Raw genomic sequence first — 17,138 nt, 5'->3', positions numbered from 1 at the left:
CCACCGAGGTCCTGGCCGCCCAGCACGCCCGCAGCCTGGCCGCGATCCTGGGCCCGCTGGGCCGGGCCGGTGAGGTGGACGGCGATGCCTCCGGCACCCGGGTGCAGCTGCTCACCGGGTCGCAGAAGGCCGCCGTCCGCCGGCAGGCCCGGGCCGCGGTCGCCGACGGCAGCGCCGGCATCGTCGTCGGCACCCACGCGCTGCTGCAGGAGGGCGTGGAGTTCGCCGACCTGGGGCTGGTCGTGGTCGACGAGCAGCACCGCTTCGGCGTCGAGCAGCGCGACGCCCTGCGCGCCAAGGGCAACCGCCCGCCGCACGTGCTCGTCATGACCGCCACCCCGATCCCGCGCACCGTGGCGATGACCGTCTACGGCGACCTGGAGACCTCCACGCTGCGCCAGCTGCCCGCCGGCCGCGGCGGGGTCTCCAGCTCGGTCGTGCCGGTGGGGGAGAAGCCGGCCTGGCTGGACCGCGCCTGGGCCCGGGTCCGGGAGGAGGTCGCCGCCGGCCGGCAGGCCTACGTCGTCTGCCCGCGGATCGGCGACCTCGACGAGGGCGGCAAGGGCGACGACGGCCCGGACGGCGCCGACGGCGCCCCGATGCCGGAGGAGAAGGCCGGCACCAGCGACAAGCGCCCGCCCCTGGCGGTGCTCGACGTCGCCGAGGGCCTGCGTGCCGGGCCCCTGTCCGCGCTGCGGGTCGAGGTGCTGCACGGCCGGATGACCCCCGAGGACAAGGAGGCCCGGATGCGGGCCTTCGCCGCCGCCGAGGTCGACGTCCTGGTCGCCACCACCGTGGTCGAGGTCGGCGTCGACGTGCCCAACGCGACCGTCATGGTCGTGATGGACGCCGACCGGTTCGGGGTCAGCCAGCTCCACCAGCTGCGCGGCCGGGTGGCCCGGGGCAAGCACGCCGGGCTGTGCCTGCTGGTCAGCGAGGCGCCCAGCAGCTCGGCCACCGGGCAGCGGCTGGCCGCGGTCGCCTCCACCACCGACGGGTTCGCCCTGGCCCGGCTGGACCTGGAGACCCGGCGGGAGGGCGACGTCCTCGGCGCCGCCCAGTCCGGCCGCCGCTCCGGGGTGCGGCTGCTCTCGCTCGTCGACGACGAGGCGCTCATCGCCGAGGCCCGCGCCGAGGCGACCGCGCTGGTCGAGCAGGGCCGCGGCCTGGCCGACCACCCCGAACTGGCCGCCGCCGTGGCCGCGATGAGCCTCGACGAGCGCGCCGACTACCTGGAGAAGGCATGACGAAGGACCCCGTCCCCCTCACCCCTCGCGAGCTCGGGGCGAGCCTCTGGACGGGGCCGGCACCGGCGTCGTCCCAGGAGGGGGAGCGATGACGCGGCTGATCTCCGGCGTGGCCGGGGGGCGGACGCTCAAGGTGCCGCGGACGGGGGTGCGGCCCACCGGTGACCGGGCCCGGGAGGGCCTGTTCAACTCCCTCGGCTCGATGATCGACCTCGAGGGTGCCCGGGTGCTCGACCTCTACGCGGGGACGGGTGCCCTGGGGCTGGAGGCGCTGTCCCGCGGCGCGGCCGAGGTGGTCCTGGTGGAGAACGGCGGCGGGGTGCTGCCCGTCCTGCGGGACAACGTCGCGATGATGCGGATGCGCGGGGCGGTGGTGCTGCCCGGCAGCGTCCCGGCCGTCGTCGCCGTCCCCGCGACGGCGCCCTTCGACCTGGTCTTCGCCGACCCGCCGTACGCCGCCCCCCTGGAGGAGGTGCTGGGCGTGCTGCGCGCGCTGGTCGCCGGGGGCTGGCTCACCCCGGACGCCGTCGTCGTGGTCGAGCGTTCCAGCCGCGAGGCGCCCTTCGAGTGGCCGACACCCCTGGAGGGCATCCGAGATCGGCGCTACGGGGAGGCGGTGCTCCGGTACGGTCGCTTCCCGTGAGGCGTGCGGTCTGTCCAGGCTCGTTCGACCCGGTCACCAACGGCCATGTCGACGTGATCACGCGCGCCGCGGCCCTGTACGACGAACTGGTCGTGGCGGTGCTGGTGAACCCGGGCAAGGCCGGACTCTTCGACGTCGACGAGCGCATGGAGCTGCTGCGCCGGGCGGTGGAGGCGTGCCCGAACGTGACGGTCACCAGCTTCTCCGGCCTGCTGGTCGACTGGTGCCGCAGCCACGACGTCCCGGTGATCGTCAAGGGCCTGCGCGCGGTCGGTGACTTCGAGTACGAGCTGCAGATGGCCCAGATGAACCGCGAGCTGGCCGGGATCGAGACGCTCTTCGTGCCCACCGCACCCCAGGTCGGGCACCTGTCCTCCAGCCTGGTCAAGCAGATCGCCAGGTTCGGCGGCGACGTGTCCTCGCTGGTGCCCCGGGCGGTCAACGACCGGCTGGTGGCCCGGTTCACCGAGGGGGAGCAGTCGTGACCGAGGTCGTGTACCGGCTGTACGAGACCGTCGACGAGCTGACCACCGTCATCGAGAACGCCCGCAGCGTGCCGATGTCGGCCTCCTGCATGGTGCCGCGCGACCACCTGCTGGACCTGCTCGACGACCTGCGGGAGAACCTGCCCGACGAGGTGCAGCAGGCCGGCGCCATCGTCGAGCAGCGCACCGAGATCCTGCAGCAGGCCCAGGCCGAGGCCGAGCGCCTCACCGGCCGCACGCGCAGCGAGAGCGAGCAGGTGGTCGCCACCGCCCGCCGGCAGCGCGAGGAGCTGATCGGCACCGCCCGGCGCCAGCGCGACGAGGTGCTCGCCCAGGCCCAGGCCCAGGCCGACGACCTGCTGCGGCTGGCCGAGGCCGAGGCGGAGGCGATCGTGGCCGAGGCCCGCCAGCTGCACGAGCAGCTGCTCGCCGACGCCCACGAGCAGCACGCCGAGCTCGTCGCCGCCGGCCAGGCCGAGCACGAGCGGCTCATCGCCGAGACCGAGGTGTACCGCACCGCCGTCGACCGGGCCGACGAGCTCGGCGCGCAGACCGCCGCCGAGGTGGCCCGGATGCGGGTCGAGGTCGACGAGTACGTCGACACCCGGCTCGCCGACTTCGGGAACACGCTGGCGCACATGACGCGTTCGGTGGAGAAGGCACGCGCCAACCTGCGGTCACCCTGACGGTGTGCACCGTGATGCGGCAGCTCGCGGACACCGGTACCCGCTGACCACCTCGCCGTCCTGAGGGCGGTGCGACGGCGTCGGGTAGTCTTGCCCTCTGTCCGGCTGTTGCCGTGCCGCGTGCCCTCCCTGCGCGGTGCCCCGCGCCGGCGAACCCACCGACGATGACGACGAGTACTGACATGCCTGCTGCTCCCTCGCCCGCCCACGGCGCCGCGTCCACCGACGCCCGGCGCCCCGCTGGCGACCCCGTGGACACCACCACCGACCAGGCCGCCCGCTCCAGTGCCGAGAAGGCCCGGGAGAAGGCGTGGAAGATCGACCTCCGCGAGATCGGCCGCCGCGCCGGCTCCATGCGCGAGTGGGACAAGACCCTCCCGGCCCTGGCCGGCTGGGGCGTGGAGATGATCGGCGTGCCCGAGGGCGCCCCGGTGCACCTGCGCCTGCGGCTGGAGTCGGTCATGGAGGGCGTGCTCGTCTCCGGTCAGGTGGAGCTCCCGGTGACCGGTCAGTGCGCGCGCTGCCTGGACCCGCTGGAGGACACGCTCACCTTCGACGTCCAGGAGCTGTACGCCTACTCCGGCAGCACCACCGAGGCCACCAGTGAGGAGGACGAGGTGCGCCGCATCGACGGCGAGTCCCTCGACCTCGCTCCGCTGGTCCGGGACACCGTCGTCCTGACCCTGCCGCTGTCCCCGACCTGCACGCCCGACTGCGCAGGTCTGTGCGTGGACTGCGGCGAGCGGCTCGACGACCTGCCGGCCGACCACTCGCACGAGGTCATCGACCCCCGGTGGGCCGGGCTCGCTGCCCGTCTCGCCGACCCCGACACCACCGACAGCGCGGATCGACCCCAGCCGGGGTCCGCCAGCCGCACCAACCCAGAGGAGAACTGACGTGGCCGTTCCGAAGAGGAAGATGTCCCGGTCCAACACCCGGGCCCGTCGGTCGCAGTGGAAGGCCACGGCCCCCACGCTCGCGCCCTGCCCGAACCCGGCCTGCCGCGAGCTCAAGCCGCCGCACATCGCCTGCCCGACCTGCGGTCAGCACGACGGTCGTCAGGTCCTCGCGGTCTGAGCCGGAGTTCTCCCAGCGTGGCGCAGTCGACCACCGCACCGGCGTCCCCGGCACCGGGCGCCCCTTCCGGGGGCTCCCGGGCCGGGCACGCCGGTGGTCGCGCGCCCGCGGACGGCGAGCACCTGAGCCGTGCCGCCGCCTGGCTCGCCGACGCCTTGGGCGTCGAGCTCCCCGCTGACCTGCTCCAGCTGGCGCTGACCCACCGGTCCTACGCCTACGAGCACGGCGGCCTGCCCACCAACGAGCGCCTGGAGTTCCTCGGGGACTCGGTGCTGGGGCTGGTCGTCACCGACGAGCTGTACCGCAGCCACCCCGACCTGCCCGAGGGGCAGCTGGCCAAGCTTCGTGCCTCGGTGGTGAACATGACCTCCCTCGCCCGCGTCTCGCGCGCCCTGGGGGAGGGCGGCATCGGTCCGCACCTGCTGCTGGGCCGCGGCGAGCAGGCCACCGGTGGCCGGGAGAAGGACTCGATCCTCGCCGACGCGCTCGAGGCGCTGCTGGGCGCGGTCCACCTGGGCCAGGGCCTGGACACCGCCTCGGTGATCGTCCACCGGCTGTTCGACCCGCTGCTGGCCGAGTCCGCCACCCGCGGCGCCGGCCTGGACTGGAAGACCAGCCTGCAGGAGCTCGGGGCCTCCCTCGGCCTGGGTGCGCCGGTGTACGACGTGGCCGACGAGGGCCCCGACCACGCCAAGACCTTCACCGCCGACGTCCTGCTCGCCAGGCAGGTCCGCGGCTCCGGCCGTGGCCGCACCAAGAAGGCCGCCGAGCAGGAGGCCGCCGAGGCCGCCTGGCGGGCACTGTCCGCCGTGCCCGACCCGGCCGCGCCTGCCGACGACGGACCGACGGCCGGCTGAGCCGTGCCCGAGCTGCCCGAGGTCGAGGTCGTCCGGCGTGGGCTGGCGCGCTGGGTCGCCGGCCGCACGATCGCCGAGGTCGAGGTGCGCCACCCCCGGGCGGTCCGCCGGCACCTCGAGGGCGCCGACCACTTCGTCGCCACCCTGACCGGCCGCACCCTCACCGCCGCCCACCGGCGCGGCAAGTACCTGTGGCTGCCGCTGGCCGAGGCCGACGGCACCGCGTCGGACCGCGCGCTCGTCGCCCACCTCGGCATGAGCGGCCAGCTGCTCGTCGAGAAGCCCGAGGAGCCCGACGAGGTGCACCTGCGGGCGCGCTTCCGGTTCACCGACGGCGGCCGTGAGCTGCGCTTCGTCGACCAGCGCACCTTCGGCGGCCTGGCCGTGGAGGACGCCCCGGGCGGGGACGACGTCCCGCCGCGGCTGGCGCACATCGCCATCGACCCGCTGGACCCCGGCTTCGACGTCGACGCGTTCAGCGCGGCCCTGCGCCGCAGGCACACCGAGGTCAAGCGGGCCCTGCTCGACCAGACGCTGATCGGCGGCGTCGGCAACATCTACGCCGACGAGTCGCTCTGGCGTGCCCGGCTGCACGGTGCCCGGCCCACCGACAAGCTGACCCGCGCCCAGGTCGTCGACCTGCTCGAGGGCATCCGCGACGTCCTGGGGGAGAGCCTGGCCCAGGGCGGGACGTCGTTCGACTCCCTCTACGTCGACGTCAACGGGCAGAGCGGCTACTACTCCCGCCACCTGGCCGTCTACGGCCAGCTCGACCGCCCCTGCCCCCGCTGCGGGACGCCGATCCGCCGGGAGTCGTTCATGAACCGCTCCAGCTACTCGTGCCCGCAGTGCCAGCCCCGGCCGCGCGCCCGCCGTCCGTGAGCGCCGTCCGGGTGGTCGCACTGGTCTCCGGGCACGTGCAGGGCGTCGGGTACCGCTGGTCGGCGCGGCAGGCCGCGACCGCCCGCGGCCTCGCCGGCTCGGCGACCAACCTCCCCGACGGCCGGGTCGAGGTCGTCCTGGAGGGGCCCGAGGACGACGTCCGCGCGGTGCTGGCCGAGCTCTCCGGCCCGCGCGCGCCCGGGTCGGTCACCGGCGTCGAGAGCCGGGACGAGCCGGTACGGGCGGTGTCCGGCTTCACCGTGGGGTGACGAAGACGACATCTGCTCGACACGGTGAGGCCCCGCCGGAGCCGTTGACCCAGGTCGCGAGCGGTGTCACCCTGAGGTCACCAGCCCGCGCAGACCGCCCTCCGGCGGTGCGACGGGACCCACCTCACGCAGCGAGAGGCCACGCAGTCATGGCCAAGGCCCTGTTCGGTTCCGTCGTCGCCCCGCACGAGATGCGCCTGGCCGCCGAGAACGCCGCACTGCGCGCCCAGGTCCGCCGCCTGGAGACCCAGCTGGCCGTCCTGCGCGACGAGCGGGACGCCGCCATCGCCCGCGAGCTGCTGCACATGGCCGACGACTCGGCCTCCTCCGTCCTCGCCTGACGAAGGACCCCGCCGCCCCCCGCCACCCGCTCCGCTCGCGGCGGGACCCTGCGGCGGGGCCGGACGAGCTCGGCCGCTGGTGCTGATGCGGGGCTGCTCTGTCGGTGACGGTTCCGTCACTGGTCGGAGCTAGGGTCGCTGCGTGCACCTGTCCAGCCTGACGCTCAAGGGCTTCAAGTCCTTCGCGTCGCCGACGACGCTGCGGCTGGAGCCGGGCATCACCGCCGTCGTCGGGCCGAACGGCTCGGGCAAGTCCAACGTCGTCGACGCGATCGCCTGGGTGCTCGGCGAGCAGGGCGCGAAGAGCCTGCGCGGCGGCAAGATGGAGGACGTCATCTTCGCCGGCACCGCCGGCCGGCAGGCCCTCGGCCGGGCCGAGGTGACCCTCACCATCGACAACGCCGACGGCGCCCTGCCGATCGACTACACCGAGGTGTCCATCACCCGCCGCATGTACCGCTCCGGGGAGAGCGAGTACGAGATCAACGGCGACAAGGTGCGCCTCCTCGACGTCCAGGAGCTGCTCAGCGACTCCGGCATCGGCCGCGAGATGCACGTCATCGTCGGGCAGGGCCAGCTCGACGCGGTGCTGTCCGGCCGCCCGGAGGACCGCCGGGCCTTCGTCGAGGAGGCCGCCGGGGTCCTCAAGCACCGCAAGCGCAAGGAGAAGGCGCTCCGCAAGCTCGACGCGATGCAGGCCAACCTCGACCGGCTGGGTGACCTCACCTCCGAGCTGCGCCGTCAGCTCAAGCCGCTGGGCCGCCAGGCCGAGGTCGCCCGGCGGGCCGCCGGCGTCCAGGCCGACCTGCGCGACGCCCGGCTGCGGCTGCTCGCCGACGACCTGGTGCACTTGCGCGACGCCCTGGACGCCGACATCGCCGACGAGACCGCCGCCCGCACCCGCCGGTCCACCGTCGAGGCGGCGCTCGCAGTGGCGGCGCGCTCCGAGTCGGCGCTGGAGCGGCAGCTGGCCGCCGACGCCCCGGTCCTCGCCACCGCCCAGGAGAGCTGGTACCGGCTGTCCACGCTGGCCGAGCGGTTCCGCGGCATCGGGCAGCTGGCCGCCGAGCGTCACCGGCACCTGGCCGCCGCACCGCCCGTCGCCACCGGTGGGCGCGACCCCGAGCAGCTCGACGCCGAGGCCGACCGGATCGAGACCACCGAGCAGGAGCTGGCCGCCTCGCTGGCCGCCGAGCGGGAGCGGCTGGCCACCGCGGTCGCCGTCCGCACCGACGTCGAGGCCGGGCTCACCGACGCCGAACGGGCGCTGGTCGCCGCCGCCCGGGCCCTCGCCGACCGTCGCGAGCAGCTGGCCCGGCTCTCGGGTCAGGTCGCCGCCGGGCGGTCCCGCGCCGCGGCGGGTGCCGCGGAGATCGAGCGGCTGGCCGTCGCCACCGCTGAGGCCGCCGACCGCGCCCAGGTCGCCGAGGAACGGCTCGCCGCCCGGCGCGACCAGCTGGACACCGACGCCGGGGGCGACGAGGACCTCTCGGCCGCGCACGCCGCCGCCCGCGCCGCGCACACCGCCGCCGTCGCGGCGGTCACCGAGCTCATCGCCGCCGAGCGGGCCGCCGAGCGCGACCGGGCCGGCTGGCAGGCCCGCCGGGACGCCCTGGCGCTCGGGCTCGCCCCGGCCGACGGCGCGGCGGCCGTGCTGGCCTCGGGGCTGCCCGGGGTGGTCGGGCCGGTGCCCGACCGGCTGACCGTCACCCCCGGCGCCGAGGTGGCGTTGGCCGCCGCGCTGGGCGGGCTCGCCGACGCCGTCGTCGTCGCCGGGGTCGCCGAGGCCGCCGGCGTGCTCACCCACCTGGCCGGGACCGGGGGCGGGCGCGCCGGGCTGCTGGTCACCGGCGGGCTCCCGCCGGTGTCCCGCGACGGCTGGCCCGAGCTGCCCGACGGCGCCCGCTGGGCACTGGACCTCGTCGCGGCCCCCGCCGAGCTCGGCCCGGCGCTGGCCCGGGCGCTGGAGCGGGTGGCCGTCGTGGCCGACCTGCCGACGGCCGTGGCGCTCGTCGGCGTCCACCCGCGGGTGCGGGCGGTCACCGAGGGCGGCGACCTGCTGGGCGCCGACTGGTCGGTGGGCGGTCAGGCCAACGCCCCCTCCGGGCTGGAGGTGCGCGCCCGGGTCGAGGAGGCCGCGGCCGGGCTGGAGCACGCTGCGGCCACTGCGGCCCGGCTGGCCGACGAGCTCGCCGAGGCCCGGGAGGTCGCCACCGCCCGGTCCGCCGACGTCGACACCGCCCTGACCGCCCGCCAGGCCTCCGACCGCGCCCGGTCCGCCGCCGCCGCGGAGCTCGCCGAGCTCGGTGCTGCGGCCCGGTCCGCCCTCGCCGAGGCCGAGCGGCTCGACGCCGCCCGGGTCCGGGCCGAGCAGGCTCGGGAGCAGGCCCTCACCGGGCTGGGTGGGCTGGAGGAGCGGCTGGCCGCCGCCGAGGCCGCGCCGGTGGAGGAGGAGCCCTCGACCGAGGCCCGCGACCGGCTCCGCGCCGAGGCCGCCGCGGCCCGGCAGGCCGAGACCGAGGCCCGGCTGGCCGTGCGCACCGCCGAGGAGCGGGCCCGGTCGCTGGCCGGCCGCGCCGAGTCGCTGCGCCGCCAGGCCCGGCAGGAGCGGGCGGCGCGCGAGCGCGCCGCCGCGGCCCGCGTCGCGCGTGAGCGCGGTGCCCGGGTGGCCGCGACCGTGCGCGCCGGTGCGGAGGACGCGCTGACCCACCTCGGGACGTCGCTGGCCCGGGCCGCCGCCGAGCGGGACGCGCTGGCCGAGGCCCGTACCGGGCGGGAGGCCGAGCTGCTGGTCGTGCGCGCGCGGGTGCGGGAGCACACCGCCGAGCTGGACCGGCTCACCGACGAGGTGCACCGCGACGAGGTCGCCCGCGCCGAGCAACGGCTGCGGATCGAGGCGCTGGAGGCCCGGGCGGCCGAGGAGTACGGCGTCGACCTGCCGACCCTGCTCGCCGAGTACGGGCCGGCCGCACCGGTGGCGCCCACGCAGGCCCAGCTCGCCGCGGCCGAGGCGGCGGGGGAGCCCGAGCCGCAGCCGGTGCCCTACGACCGCGGCACCCAGGAGCAGCGGGCCTCCCGCGCCGAGCGCGACCTGGCGGCCCTGGGCAAGGTCAACCCGCTGGCACTGGAGGAGTTCGCGGCGCTGGAGGAGCGGCACACCTTCCTGGCCACCCAGCTGGAGGACCTGAAGAACACCCGCCGTGACCTGCTCACCGTGGTGCGCGAGGTCGACGCCCGCATCCACGAGGTGTTCGCCGAGGCCTTCGCCGACACCCAGCGCGAGTTCGAGCTGGTCTTCGCCACCCTCTTCCCGGGCGGTGAGGGCCGGATCTTCCTGACCGACCCCGAGGACCTGCTCACCACCGGTGTCGAGATCGAGGCGCGCCCCCCGGGCAAGAAGGTCAAGCGGCTGTCGCTGCTGTCCGGCGGCGAGCGCTCGCTGACCGCCGTGGCGCTGCTGGTCGCCATCTTCCGCGCCCGGCCTTCGCCGTTCTACGTGCTCGACGAGGTCGAGGCCGCCCTCGACGACGTCAACCTCGGCCGGCTGCTCACCCTCGTCGAGCAGCTGCGGGACACCTCGCAGCTGATCATCATCACCCACCAGAAGCGGACGATGGAGATCGCCGACGCCCTGTACGGGGTGAGCATGCGCGGCGACGGGATCACCGGCGTGATCAGCCAGCGGCTCCGCGAGCTCGAGACCGCCTGAACGAGGCCCCTCGCCCCCGCGACACGCTCCGCGCGCCGCGAGGCCCTACGACGGCGCCTGGGCGGGCCGAGTGTGTGGGCCATGTCCGCGAACATGGCCGCGCTGGTCAGCGGGGGGTGACCGACAGGTCGACCTGGAACGGGTGGTGGTCGGAGACTGCCGACCCGTCCAGCACCCGGGCCGCGGTCACGGTCACGCCCGGTGGCACCCACACCTGGTCGATGCGCACCCGCGGGCGCCGCACCGGGTGGGTGCAGCCCTGCCCCCGGTGCAGCGACAGCCGCCGTGACTGGTCGCCGCGGTCGGGGGCGGCGGTCCAGGCGTCGGTGAGCCGGGCGCGCAGCGGCGCCAGCTCCGGTGCCCGGGCGTCGGCGTTGAGGTCGCCCACCACGACGCCGTCCGACCCCGCCAGCTCCGCGAGCACCGTTGCCTGGGCGGCGCGGTCGGCCCGCGAGCGGTTGGCCAGGTGGGTGGTCGTGACCGCCAGCGCGCCGCCGTCGGTCTGCACCACCGCGCGCAGGGCGGTCCGCGGCTCGCCGGTCCCGGGCAGCCGGTGCACCCGGGCGTCCAGCAGCGGCAGCCGGGACAGCAGGGCGTTGCCGTACTGCCGCCGTCCCGGGCCGTCGGCCGGCTCGTCGAGGGAGGCGGCGAACGCCAGCTCGAGGCCCAGCGCCCCGGCCAGCGCCTGCACCTGGTCGGCGTGCTCACTGCGGGCGCCGAAGTGCCGGTCGACCTCCTGCAGGCACAGCACCTCGGCGTCGGTGGCCGCCAGCAGCCGGGTCAGCCGGTCCAGGTCGTGCCGGCCGTCGAGGCCCACCCCGTGGTGGACGTTGAAGGTGACCAGCCGCACCGGCGTCACGACGGCCGGGTCACGAGAGTGGGGTCACGAGAGCACTGTCACGACAGGCGGGTGTCCAGCACCTGGGTGAACCGGGGCGCGCCGTCGTCGTCGCGGCTGGTGGCCCAGAGCAGGAACCGGGCGTTGCGGCCCTCCAGCACGAGCTCACCGAGCTCGTTGCCGAAGAACGGGCCGGCCTGCTTGGCCCACCGCAGCTCGCTGCGCTCCACCCGGGCCAGCCGCCGCAGCCCGCCGGTCAGCGCCTGGGCCCAGCGGCTCCAGCCCACCTTGAAGCCGATCTCGATGGCGTGCGGCGCGGAGTTGTGCAACGGCGAGACGGTCAGCTGGTGCACCCGGGTGTCCAGCCCACCTGGGTTGACCAGCTCGGCGGCGTAGGCGTGGTGCACGTCGCCGGACAGCACCAGCGCGGTCGCCGGCGGGCGCCCCAGCTCGCCGCGACCCAGCCGCACCATCAGCGCGCCGAGCCGTTCGAAGGACTGCCCGAACGCCGCCCAGTGCTCCAGGTCCGCGGCCTGCCGCAGCGCCTCCGCCAGGCGGCCCAGCGGCTTCCCCGCGTGCCGCACCGACAGCGTCTCGTTCCACCGCTCCAGGTCGTGCACCGAGTGCGGCAGCAGCCAGGGCAGCGACGTCCCGATCAGCACGTGCTCGACGTCGTCCTCCACCGACCGGGCGACGGCGGCCTCGACCCAGTCGAACTCCTCGTCGTCGAGGATCTTCCGGTCGTCCTCGGTGAGCACCCGGCCCGCCCGGCTGTCGACCATGATCAGCCGCGCCGTGCCCCAGTGCCGGACGTAGCTCCAGCGCACCGTGTGCGGCTGGGTGTCGGCGATGCGGGCCATCTCGTCCAGCAGCGGGCCGGCGTCCTCGTCGGGTGCGGCCGCGATCGCCTGCCAGGTGTCGTCGTCGGCCAGCTCGTTGGGCGAGAGGTTGCCCAGGTGCTGGTACACCCAGTAGCTGACCAGCCCGCCAGAGATGCGCCGCTGCCACCAGTCCGTGCCGGTGACCTCCTCGCGCCAGGCGGCCGAGGTGTTCCAGTCGTCGATCATCTCGTGGTCGTCGAAGACCATCGAGGCCGGCACCGTCGACAGCAGCCACCGCACCTGCGGGTCGCCCCAGGACTCCAGGTAGAGCCGGGTGTACTCCTCGAAGTCGGCGGCCTGCGCGCCGGGCGGGACGTCGAGGTCGCGGCGGGCGGCCAGCCAGTCGCGCGTCGCCGGGGTGATCTCGTCGGCGTAGACCTGGTCGCCCAGCAGCACCAGGGCGTCGGGCCACTGGTCCTCGGGCAGGTCGACCAGCCGCCGGGCGTAGCTGTCGAGGGCGTCCGGCGGGATGCCGTCCCGGACGTCGACGGTCGTGGGGGTCGCGTAGCGGCAGGACCCGAACGCCAGCCGGAAGGCGCCGTCGCCGCCGGTGGTGCGGATCCGGCTGGGCGGGAACACCGACCGGGCCGGCGGCCACACCCGCGCGCCGTCCAGGTGCACCTCGTAGGGGGTGACGCTGCCGGGCGCCAGGCCCTCGACGACGACGAGGGCGTAGTGGTGGCCGTTGACGCGGAAGGTGCGGGCCCGGTGGCCGAGCACCTCGACCTCGCACGCACGGTCGGTCTCCACCCACAGGGTGGCCGACACCGGGTCGACGTGGCGCAGGAGCGGACCCAGCAGCAGGAGCGGGCGGGTGCCGGCGGTCTCGGGCATGGGCACAGCCTGCCCCATCGTGCTGGGAGACTGTGGGCATGGAGTTCGTGCTGATCGCCCTCGCGATCCTCGTCGTCGCCCTCGTGCTGGGGGCGAGCCTGCTCGTCGGCCGCGGCCGGCGCACCACCCGGCTCGACACCGACGCCGCGGCGGGCACCACGCTGACGCGTCCCCGGCCCCCGGTCACGACCGCGGACCCCGCCGCCCAGGCCGGCGCGACCGCGGTCGACCCGACCTCGCTGGCCGAGGCGCCGACCCCGACGGTCGACCTGCCGCCGGCCGAGCCCGAGCCCGGGCTGGTCTTCGACACCCCGCCGCCCTCGGCCGGCCGGCTGGTGCGACTGCGCTCCCGGCTGGCCCGCTCGCAGTCCTCGCTGGGCCGCGGCCTGCTCACCGTGCTGTCCCGGGAGAAGCTGACCGAGGACGACTGGGAGGAGGTCGAGGAGACCCTCCTGGCCGCCGACGTCGGCCTCGCCGCCACCACCCAGATCGTGCAGCGGCTGCGCACCCAGACCCTGGTGCTGGCCACCGCCTCGGGCACCCAGCTGCGCGACCTCGTCGTCCGCGAGCTCACCGCCGTGCTCGGCCCGGACCTGGACCGCACGCTGGCCACCGAGCAGCCCGACCGCCCCGCCGTCGTCCTGGTCGTCGGGGTCAACGGCGCCGGCAAGACCACGACGGTCGGCAAGATCGCCCGCGCGCTGGTCGGTGACGGCCGCAGCGTCGTCCTCGGTGCCGCCGACACCTTCCGCGCCGCGGCCGCCGACCAGCTGGAGACGTGGGGCGAGCGGGTCGGGGTGCTCACCGTCCGCGGCCGCGAGGGCGGCGACCCGGCGTCGGTGGCCTTCGAGGCCGTGCGCACCGGCATCGACGCCGGGGTGGACACCGTGCTGATCGACACGGCCGGCCGGCTGCACACCAAGTCCGGGCTGATGGACGAGCTGGGCAAGGTCAAGCGGGTCGTGGAGAAGCTGGGCCCGGTCGACGAGGTGCTGCTGGTCCTCGACGCCACCACGGGCCAGAACGGCGTGGTGCAGGCCCGGGTGTTCACCGAGGCCGTCACCGTCACCGGCGTGGTGCTCACCAAGCTCGACGGCACCGCCAAGGGCGGCATCGTCGTGGCCGTGCAGCGGGAGCTGGGCATCCCGGTGAAGCTGGTCGGCCTGGGCGAGGGCCCCGACGACCTGGCGCCCTTCGAGCCCGAGGCCTTCGCGGAGGCCCTGGTCGGGAACGTCTGACCCGGTCTCGCTGCAGGCCCCGCCGGCGGCGAGCGGCAGGCGGGCCCTCAGCCGTCCTGCGGGACGACCCGCAGGACGAGCAGGGCGACGTCGTCGTCGCCCTCGGGCGCGAGCCGGAGGAGCAGCTCGTCGGCCAGGGTCTCGACGGACTCCCCGGCCAGCTCGGTCACGGCGGTGACGAGCCGGTCCAGCCCCTCGTCGAGGTCGGAGTCCCGGCGCTCGACGAGCCCGTCGGTGTAGAGCACGAGCGTGTCACCGGGGTGCAGCGACAGCACGTGCTCGGTCCGCCGGGCATCCGGGTCGACCCCGAGCAGCAGGTTCCGCGGCCGGTCGAGCAGCAGCGGGGAGCCGGCGGCCGGCACCAGCACCGGCGGCGGGTGCCCGGCGTTCGACCAGCGCAGCGACCGCTCCCCGTCGGCCGCCTGGGCCGGGTCCTGCTCGACGCGGGCCAGCACCGCGGTGGCCAGGGTGGGGATCTGCAGGTCGTGCACCGCGCGGTCCAGCGCACCCAGGACCTCGGCCGGCCCGCCGTCCACGGCGTGGGCGATGCCGCGCAGCAGGTTGCGCAGCTGCGCCATCCCCGCCGCGGCGGTGCGGTCGTGCCCGGTCACGTCCCCGACCACCAGGGTGGTGGCGCCGTCGCGGGAGACGAAGGCGTCGTACCAGTCGCCACCGACCTGGGCCTCCTGGGCGGCGGGCCGGTAGCGCACCGCGATGCCCAGGTGGTCCGGCTGCGGGGGGTCGGTCAGCAGGGAGCGCTGCAGGCTCTCCGCCAGGCTGCGGGTGGCGCTGGCCCGCCGGCGCTCCTCCGCCAGCCTGGTCACCCGGTCGACGGCCTGGGCGCACTGCGCCGCGTAGGCCTCCAGCACCCGGACGTCGTCGTCGTCCATCGGCCGGGGGTCGGCCCAGCCGACCGTCCACGAGCCGAGCAGCCGCCCACCGGCCCGCAGCGGCAGCGCCGCCCACGCGCGGACGCCGGGGAGGAGGTCGGCCGTCCCGGTGCCGAGGGCGTCGGCCGTCAGCACCCGCCGGCCGGCGGCGGCGACCGCCATGGGCAGCGGGGAGCCGGCCGGCAGGACGCCGGTGCGCGGGCCGGTGCCGCCGTCCCGGGTCAGCCGCAGGTCCCCGCCGCCGGGCGCCCGCAGGGCCACCGCCGCGGTGTCGGCGTGCAGCGCCTCGCGGCCGTGGGCGAACAGCAGCTCCAGCAGTTCCGGGACGCTCTCGGCGGCGGCCAGTGCGGAGACCGTGGTCGCCAGGCCGGCCAGGGCGCGAGCGGTCCGCTGCTCACGCTCGACGCTGGTCCGCAGTTCGCGGTTGCTCTGCTCCAGCTCGCGGGTGCGGGCGTAGAGGTCGGACTCGACCTGCTCGACCCGGTCCTGCCCCCGCGCGGCCTCCTGCTGGGCCTCGTCCCGGGCCGTGATGTAGTCGGTGACGTCGTCGGAGCGGTGCAGCAGCAGCACGACCCGGCCCTCGTCGTCGGTGATCGGCACGTTGCGGGGCGCCCAGAAACGCTCCTCGTAGGTGCCGTCCGGCATCGGGATGTCGTACTTCTGGATGGCCATCGTGACCGGGCGGCCGGTGTCCCGCGCGAGGGCCAGCGAGGCACCGAGGTTGGCGATCCCGTCGGCGGCCGGGTCGTCGGGGTTGAGCGGGAAGGCGTCGAACAGGTGCCGCCCGACCGTGTCCTCCAGCGTGGTCGCCGTGGCGGTCAGCCGCGCCTCGTTGGCCGAGACGATGACCAGGTCCGGGGTGAGCAGCAGGAACGGGGCCGGGGCGGCGTGGAAGATCCGCGCCCAGTCCGGCACGGGCAGGCCGGTGCCGCCGTCCGCGGACGGGTCCTGCCCGGAGCGTCGTTCCTCGACCACGATGTCGTCTGCCGTCCTGTTCGTCGACCGCGCAGCGTCGACGGCGCCCATTAGTGGTACCCGGACGGCCGCCCCGGTCGCAACGTGGTCGCCGACACGCGCGACCCCGGACCGGGTCTCAGCCGGCGGTCGGGAGGTGGTCGGCCGGCTGCGGCACCCAGCGCTGCTCGATGTGCCCGAACCGCCAGACCGCCAGGGCCAGACCCCACGTCAGGACGAACAGCCCGACCACGGCGAACCCGACGAAGCCCAGGTCGAGCGAGGCTATCCAGGCCAGCGGCCCGCCCTCGATGGAGAACTGGTCGACGAGCAGACCGGTGAGCACCATGAGCCCGATGACCAGGGCGATGACCACCGACAGCACCGTGACGGTGAGGTTGTAGAACACCTTGCGGACCGGCTGCACCAGCGCCCAGCCGTACGCGCGGGACATCAGCACGCCGTCGGCGGTGTCGAACAGGCTCATGCCGGCCATGAAGAGCACCGGCAGCACGAGGACCGCGTACCAGGGCAGCACGAAGGCCGCCGAGCCCGCGGCCAGCACCAGCAGCGCGACCTGGGTGGCGGTGTCGAAGCCCAGGCCCATCAGCAGGCCGACCGGGTACAGGTGCCAGGGCTTGCTGACCCGGCGGGTGACGCGGCTGAGCAGCCGGGCGAGGAAGCCGCGGTTGTGCAGGTGGTGCTCCAACTCGGCCTCGTCGAACTCCCCGGACCGCATGCGGCGGAAGACCCGGGCGATGCCGATCGCGGCGACGAGGTTCATGACCCCGATGACGAGCAGGAACGTGCCGGCGACCAGGGTGCCGACCAGGCCGAGGGTGGCGGCGACGCCGGAGTCCTCGTCCTGCACGACGTCGGCGATCGAGCGCACGCCCAGCACGAGCAGCAGGCTGGCGGCGACCACCACCGAGGAGTGGCCGAGGGAGAACCAGAAGCCGGTGCTGACCGAGGAACGGCCCTCGCCGACGAGCTTGCGGGTGGTGTTGTCGATCGAGGCGATGTGATCGGCGTCGAAGGCGTGCCGCACGCCCAGCATGTACGCCGTCAGGCCGACCCCGACGCCGAGGACGCCGGTGCTGCCCAGTTGGTAGTCCTGCGGGGCCACGGCCAGCACCAGCACGCCCCAGCCCAGCACGTGCAGCAGGACGACGAAGCCGCTCATCCCGGCGATGCTGCGCCGCTCCCGGGCGCTGAAACCGGTGCCGGTCGTCGTCGGCGGTGCGGTCGGGGCGTTGATCACGCAGCGACCTTATTGCACGGAGTTCGCAACTGCGAGACGGTCGCGA

16 protein-coding genes are annotated in these 17,138 nt (G+C 75.6%); 12 read left to right on the top strand and 4 right to left on the bottom strand.

Features of this window, described 5'->3' with window-relative positions; translation table 11 throughout:
• From GCU67_RS15705 to smc, 11 genes are all read left to right on the top strand, one after another.
• Window positions 1–1,247: ATP-dependent DNA helicase RecG (locus tag GCU67_RS15705; protein WP_163612160.1), on the top strand; the 1,247-nt coding region annotated here is incomplete at its 5' end.
• An 88-nt stretch (window positions 1,248–1,335) separates the two neighbouring features.
• Entirely contained in the window at window positions 1,336–1,890 is a 555-nt protein-coding gene (rsmD, locus tag GCU67_RS15700) for a 16S rRNA (guanine(966)-N(2))-methyltransferase RsmD (RefSeq protein ID WP_163612159.1), read from the top strand.
• Window positions 1,887–2,375, top strand: a complete 489-nt coding sequence (coaD, locus tag GCU67_RS15695) for a pantetheine-phosphate adenylyltransferase (protein WP_163612158.1) — start codon at window positions 1,887–1,889, stop codon at window positions 2,373–2,375. Before rsmD ends, coaD begins: the two co-directional genes overlap by 4 nt.
• The gene (locus GCU67_RS15690; RefSeq protein ID WP_163612157.1) at window positions 2,372–3,061 is read left to right on the top strand and encodes a hypothetical protein; all 690 of its coding nucleotides are present in this window, start codon (window positions 2,372–2,374) and stop codon (window positions 3,059–3,061) included. The genes coaD and GCU67_RS15690 overlap by 4 nt, the downstream gene beginning before the upstream one ends.
• 182 nt (window positions 3,062–3,243) lie before the next feature.
• Window positions 3,244–3,957, top strand: coding sequence for a YceD family protein (locus tag GCU67_RS15685; protein ID WP_163612156.1), 714 nt, complete (start codon window positions 3,244–3,246; stop codon window positions 3,955–3,957).
• 1 nt (window position 3,958) lies between these two features.
• A complete protein-coding gene (rpmF, locus tag GCU67_RS15680; protein ID WP_163612155.1) occupies window positions 3,959–4,138 on the top strand; it encodes a 50S ribosomal protein L32 in 180 nt (59 codons plus the stop codon).
• Between the two features lie 17 nt (window positions 4,139–4,155).
• On the top strand, window positions 4,156–4,995 hold the full coding sequence (gene rnc / locus GCU67_RS15675; protein ID WP_338105060.1) for a ribonuclease III: 840 nt from the start codon (window positions 4,156–4,158) through the stop codon (window positions 4,993–4,995).
• 3 nt (window positions 4,996–4,998) lie between these two features.
• Window positions 4,999–5,877: a bifunctional DNA-formamidopyrimidine glycosylase/DNA-(apurinic or apyrimidinic site) lyase gene (mutM, locus tag GCU67_RS15670; protein WP_163612154.1), complete on the top strand. Its 879-nt coding sequence runs from the start codon at window positions 4,999–5,001 to the stop codon at window positions 5,875–5,877.
• Entirely contained in the window at window positions 5,874–6,146 is a 273-nt protein-coding gene (locus GCU67_RS15665) for an acylphosphatase (RefSeq protein WP_163612153.1), read from the top strand. The genes mutM and GCU67_RS15665 overlap by 4 nt, the downstream gene beginning before the upstream one ends.
• 149 nt (window positions 6,147–6,295) lie before the next feature.
• Window positions 6,296–6,487, top strand: a complete 192-nt coding sequence (locus tag GCU67_RS15660; RefSeq protein ID WP_163612152.1) for a hypothetical protein — start codon at window positions 6,296–6,298, stop codon at window positions 6,485–6,487.
• Between the two features lie 142 nt (window positions 6,488–6,629).
• Window positions 6,630–10,196 (top strand): chromosome segregation protein SMC, encoded by a 3,567-nt coding sequence (smc, locus tag GCU67_RS15655; RefSeq protein WP_163612151.1) that lies wholly within the window; start codon window positions 6,630–6,632, stop codon window positions 10,194–10,196.
• Window positions 10,197–10,302: 106 nt separating this feature from the next.
• Here the strand turns inward: smc and GCU67_RS15650 are convergent, their stop codons facing one another.
• On the bottom strand, window positions 10,303–11,055 hold the full coding sequence (locus GCU67_RS15650) for an endonuclease/exonuclease/phosphatase family protein (protein ID WP_163612150.1): 753 nt from the start codon (window positions 11,053–11,055) through the stop codon (window positions 10,303–10,305).
• A 38-nt stretch (window positions 11,056–11,093) separates the two neighbouring features.
• The gene (locus GCU67_RS15645) at window positions 11,094–12,749 is read right to left on the bottom strand and encodes an alkaline phosphatase D family protein (RefSeq protein ID WP_163612149.1); all 1,656 of its coding nucleotides are present in this window, start codon (window positions 12,747–12,749) and stop codon (window positions 11,094–11,096) included.
• 38 nt (window positions 12,750–12,787) lie between these two features.
• Here GCU67_RS15645 and ftsY point away from each other — a divergent pair, with 38 nt between their 5' ends.
• A complete protein-coding gene (ftsY, locus tag GCU67_RS15640) occupies window positions 12,788–13,987 on the top strand; it encodes a signal recognition particle-docking protein FtsY (protein WP_163612148.1) in 1,200 nt (399 codons plus the stop codon).
• 47 nt (window positions 13,988–14,034) lie between these two features.
• Here the strand turns inward: ftsY and GCU67_RS15635 are convergent, their stop codons facing one another.
• Entirely contained in the window at window positions 14,035–15,852 is a 1,818-nt protein-coding gene (locus GCU67_RS15635; RefSeq protein ID WP_211661485.1) for a SpoIIE family protein phosphatase, read from the bottom strand.
• Between the two features lie 118 nt (window positions 15,853–15,970).
• Complete coding sequence (gene nicT / locus GCU67_RS15630) at window positions 15,971–17,092, bottom strand: Nickel transporter NicT (protein WP_338105059.1); 1,122 nt, start codon at window positions 17,090–17,092, stop codon at window positions 15,971–15,973.
• Between the last annotated feature and the right edge of the window lie 46 nt (window positions 17,093–17,138).

Source organism: Modestobacter muralis, assembly GCF_010682105.1.
Lineage (GTDB): Bacteria > Actinomycetota > Actinomycetes > Mycobacteriales > Geodermatophilaceae > Modestobacter > Modestobacter muralis.
The sequence above is the reverse complement of the archived record's forward strand: the minus strand, read 5'-3'. Positions and strand labels throughout refer to the sequence as shown.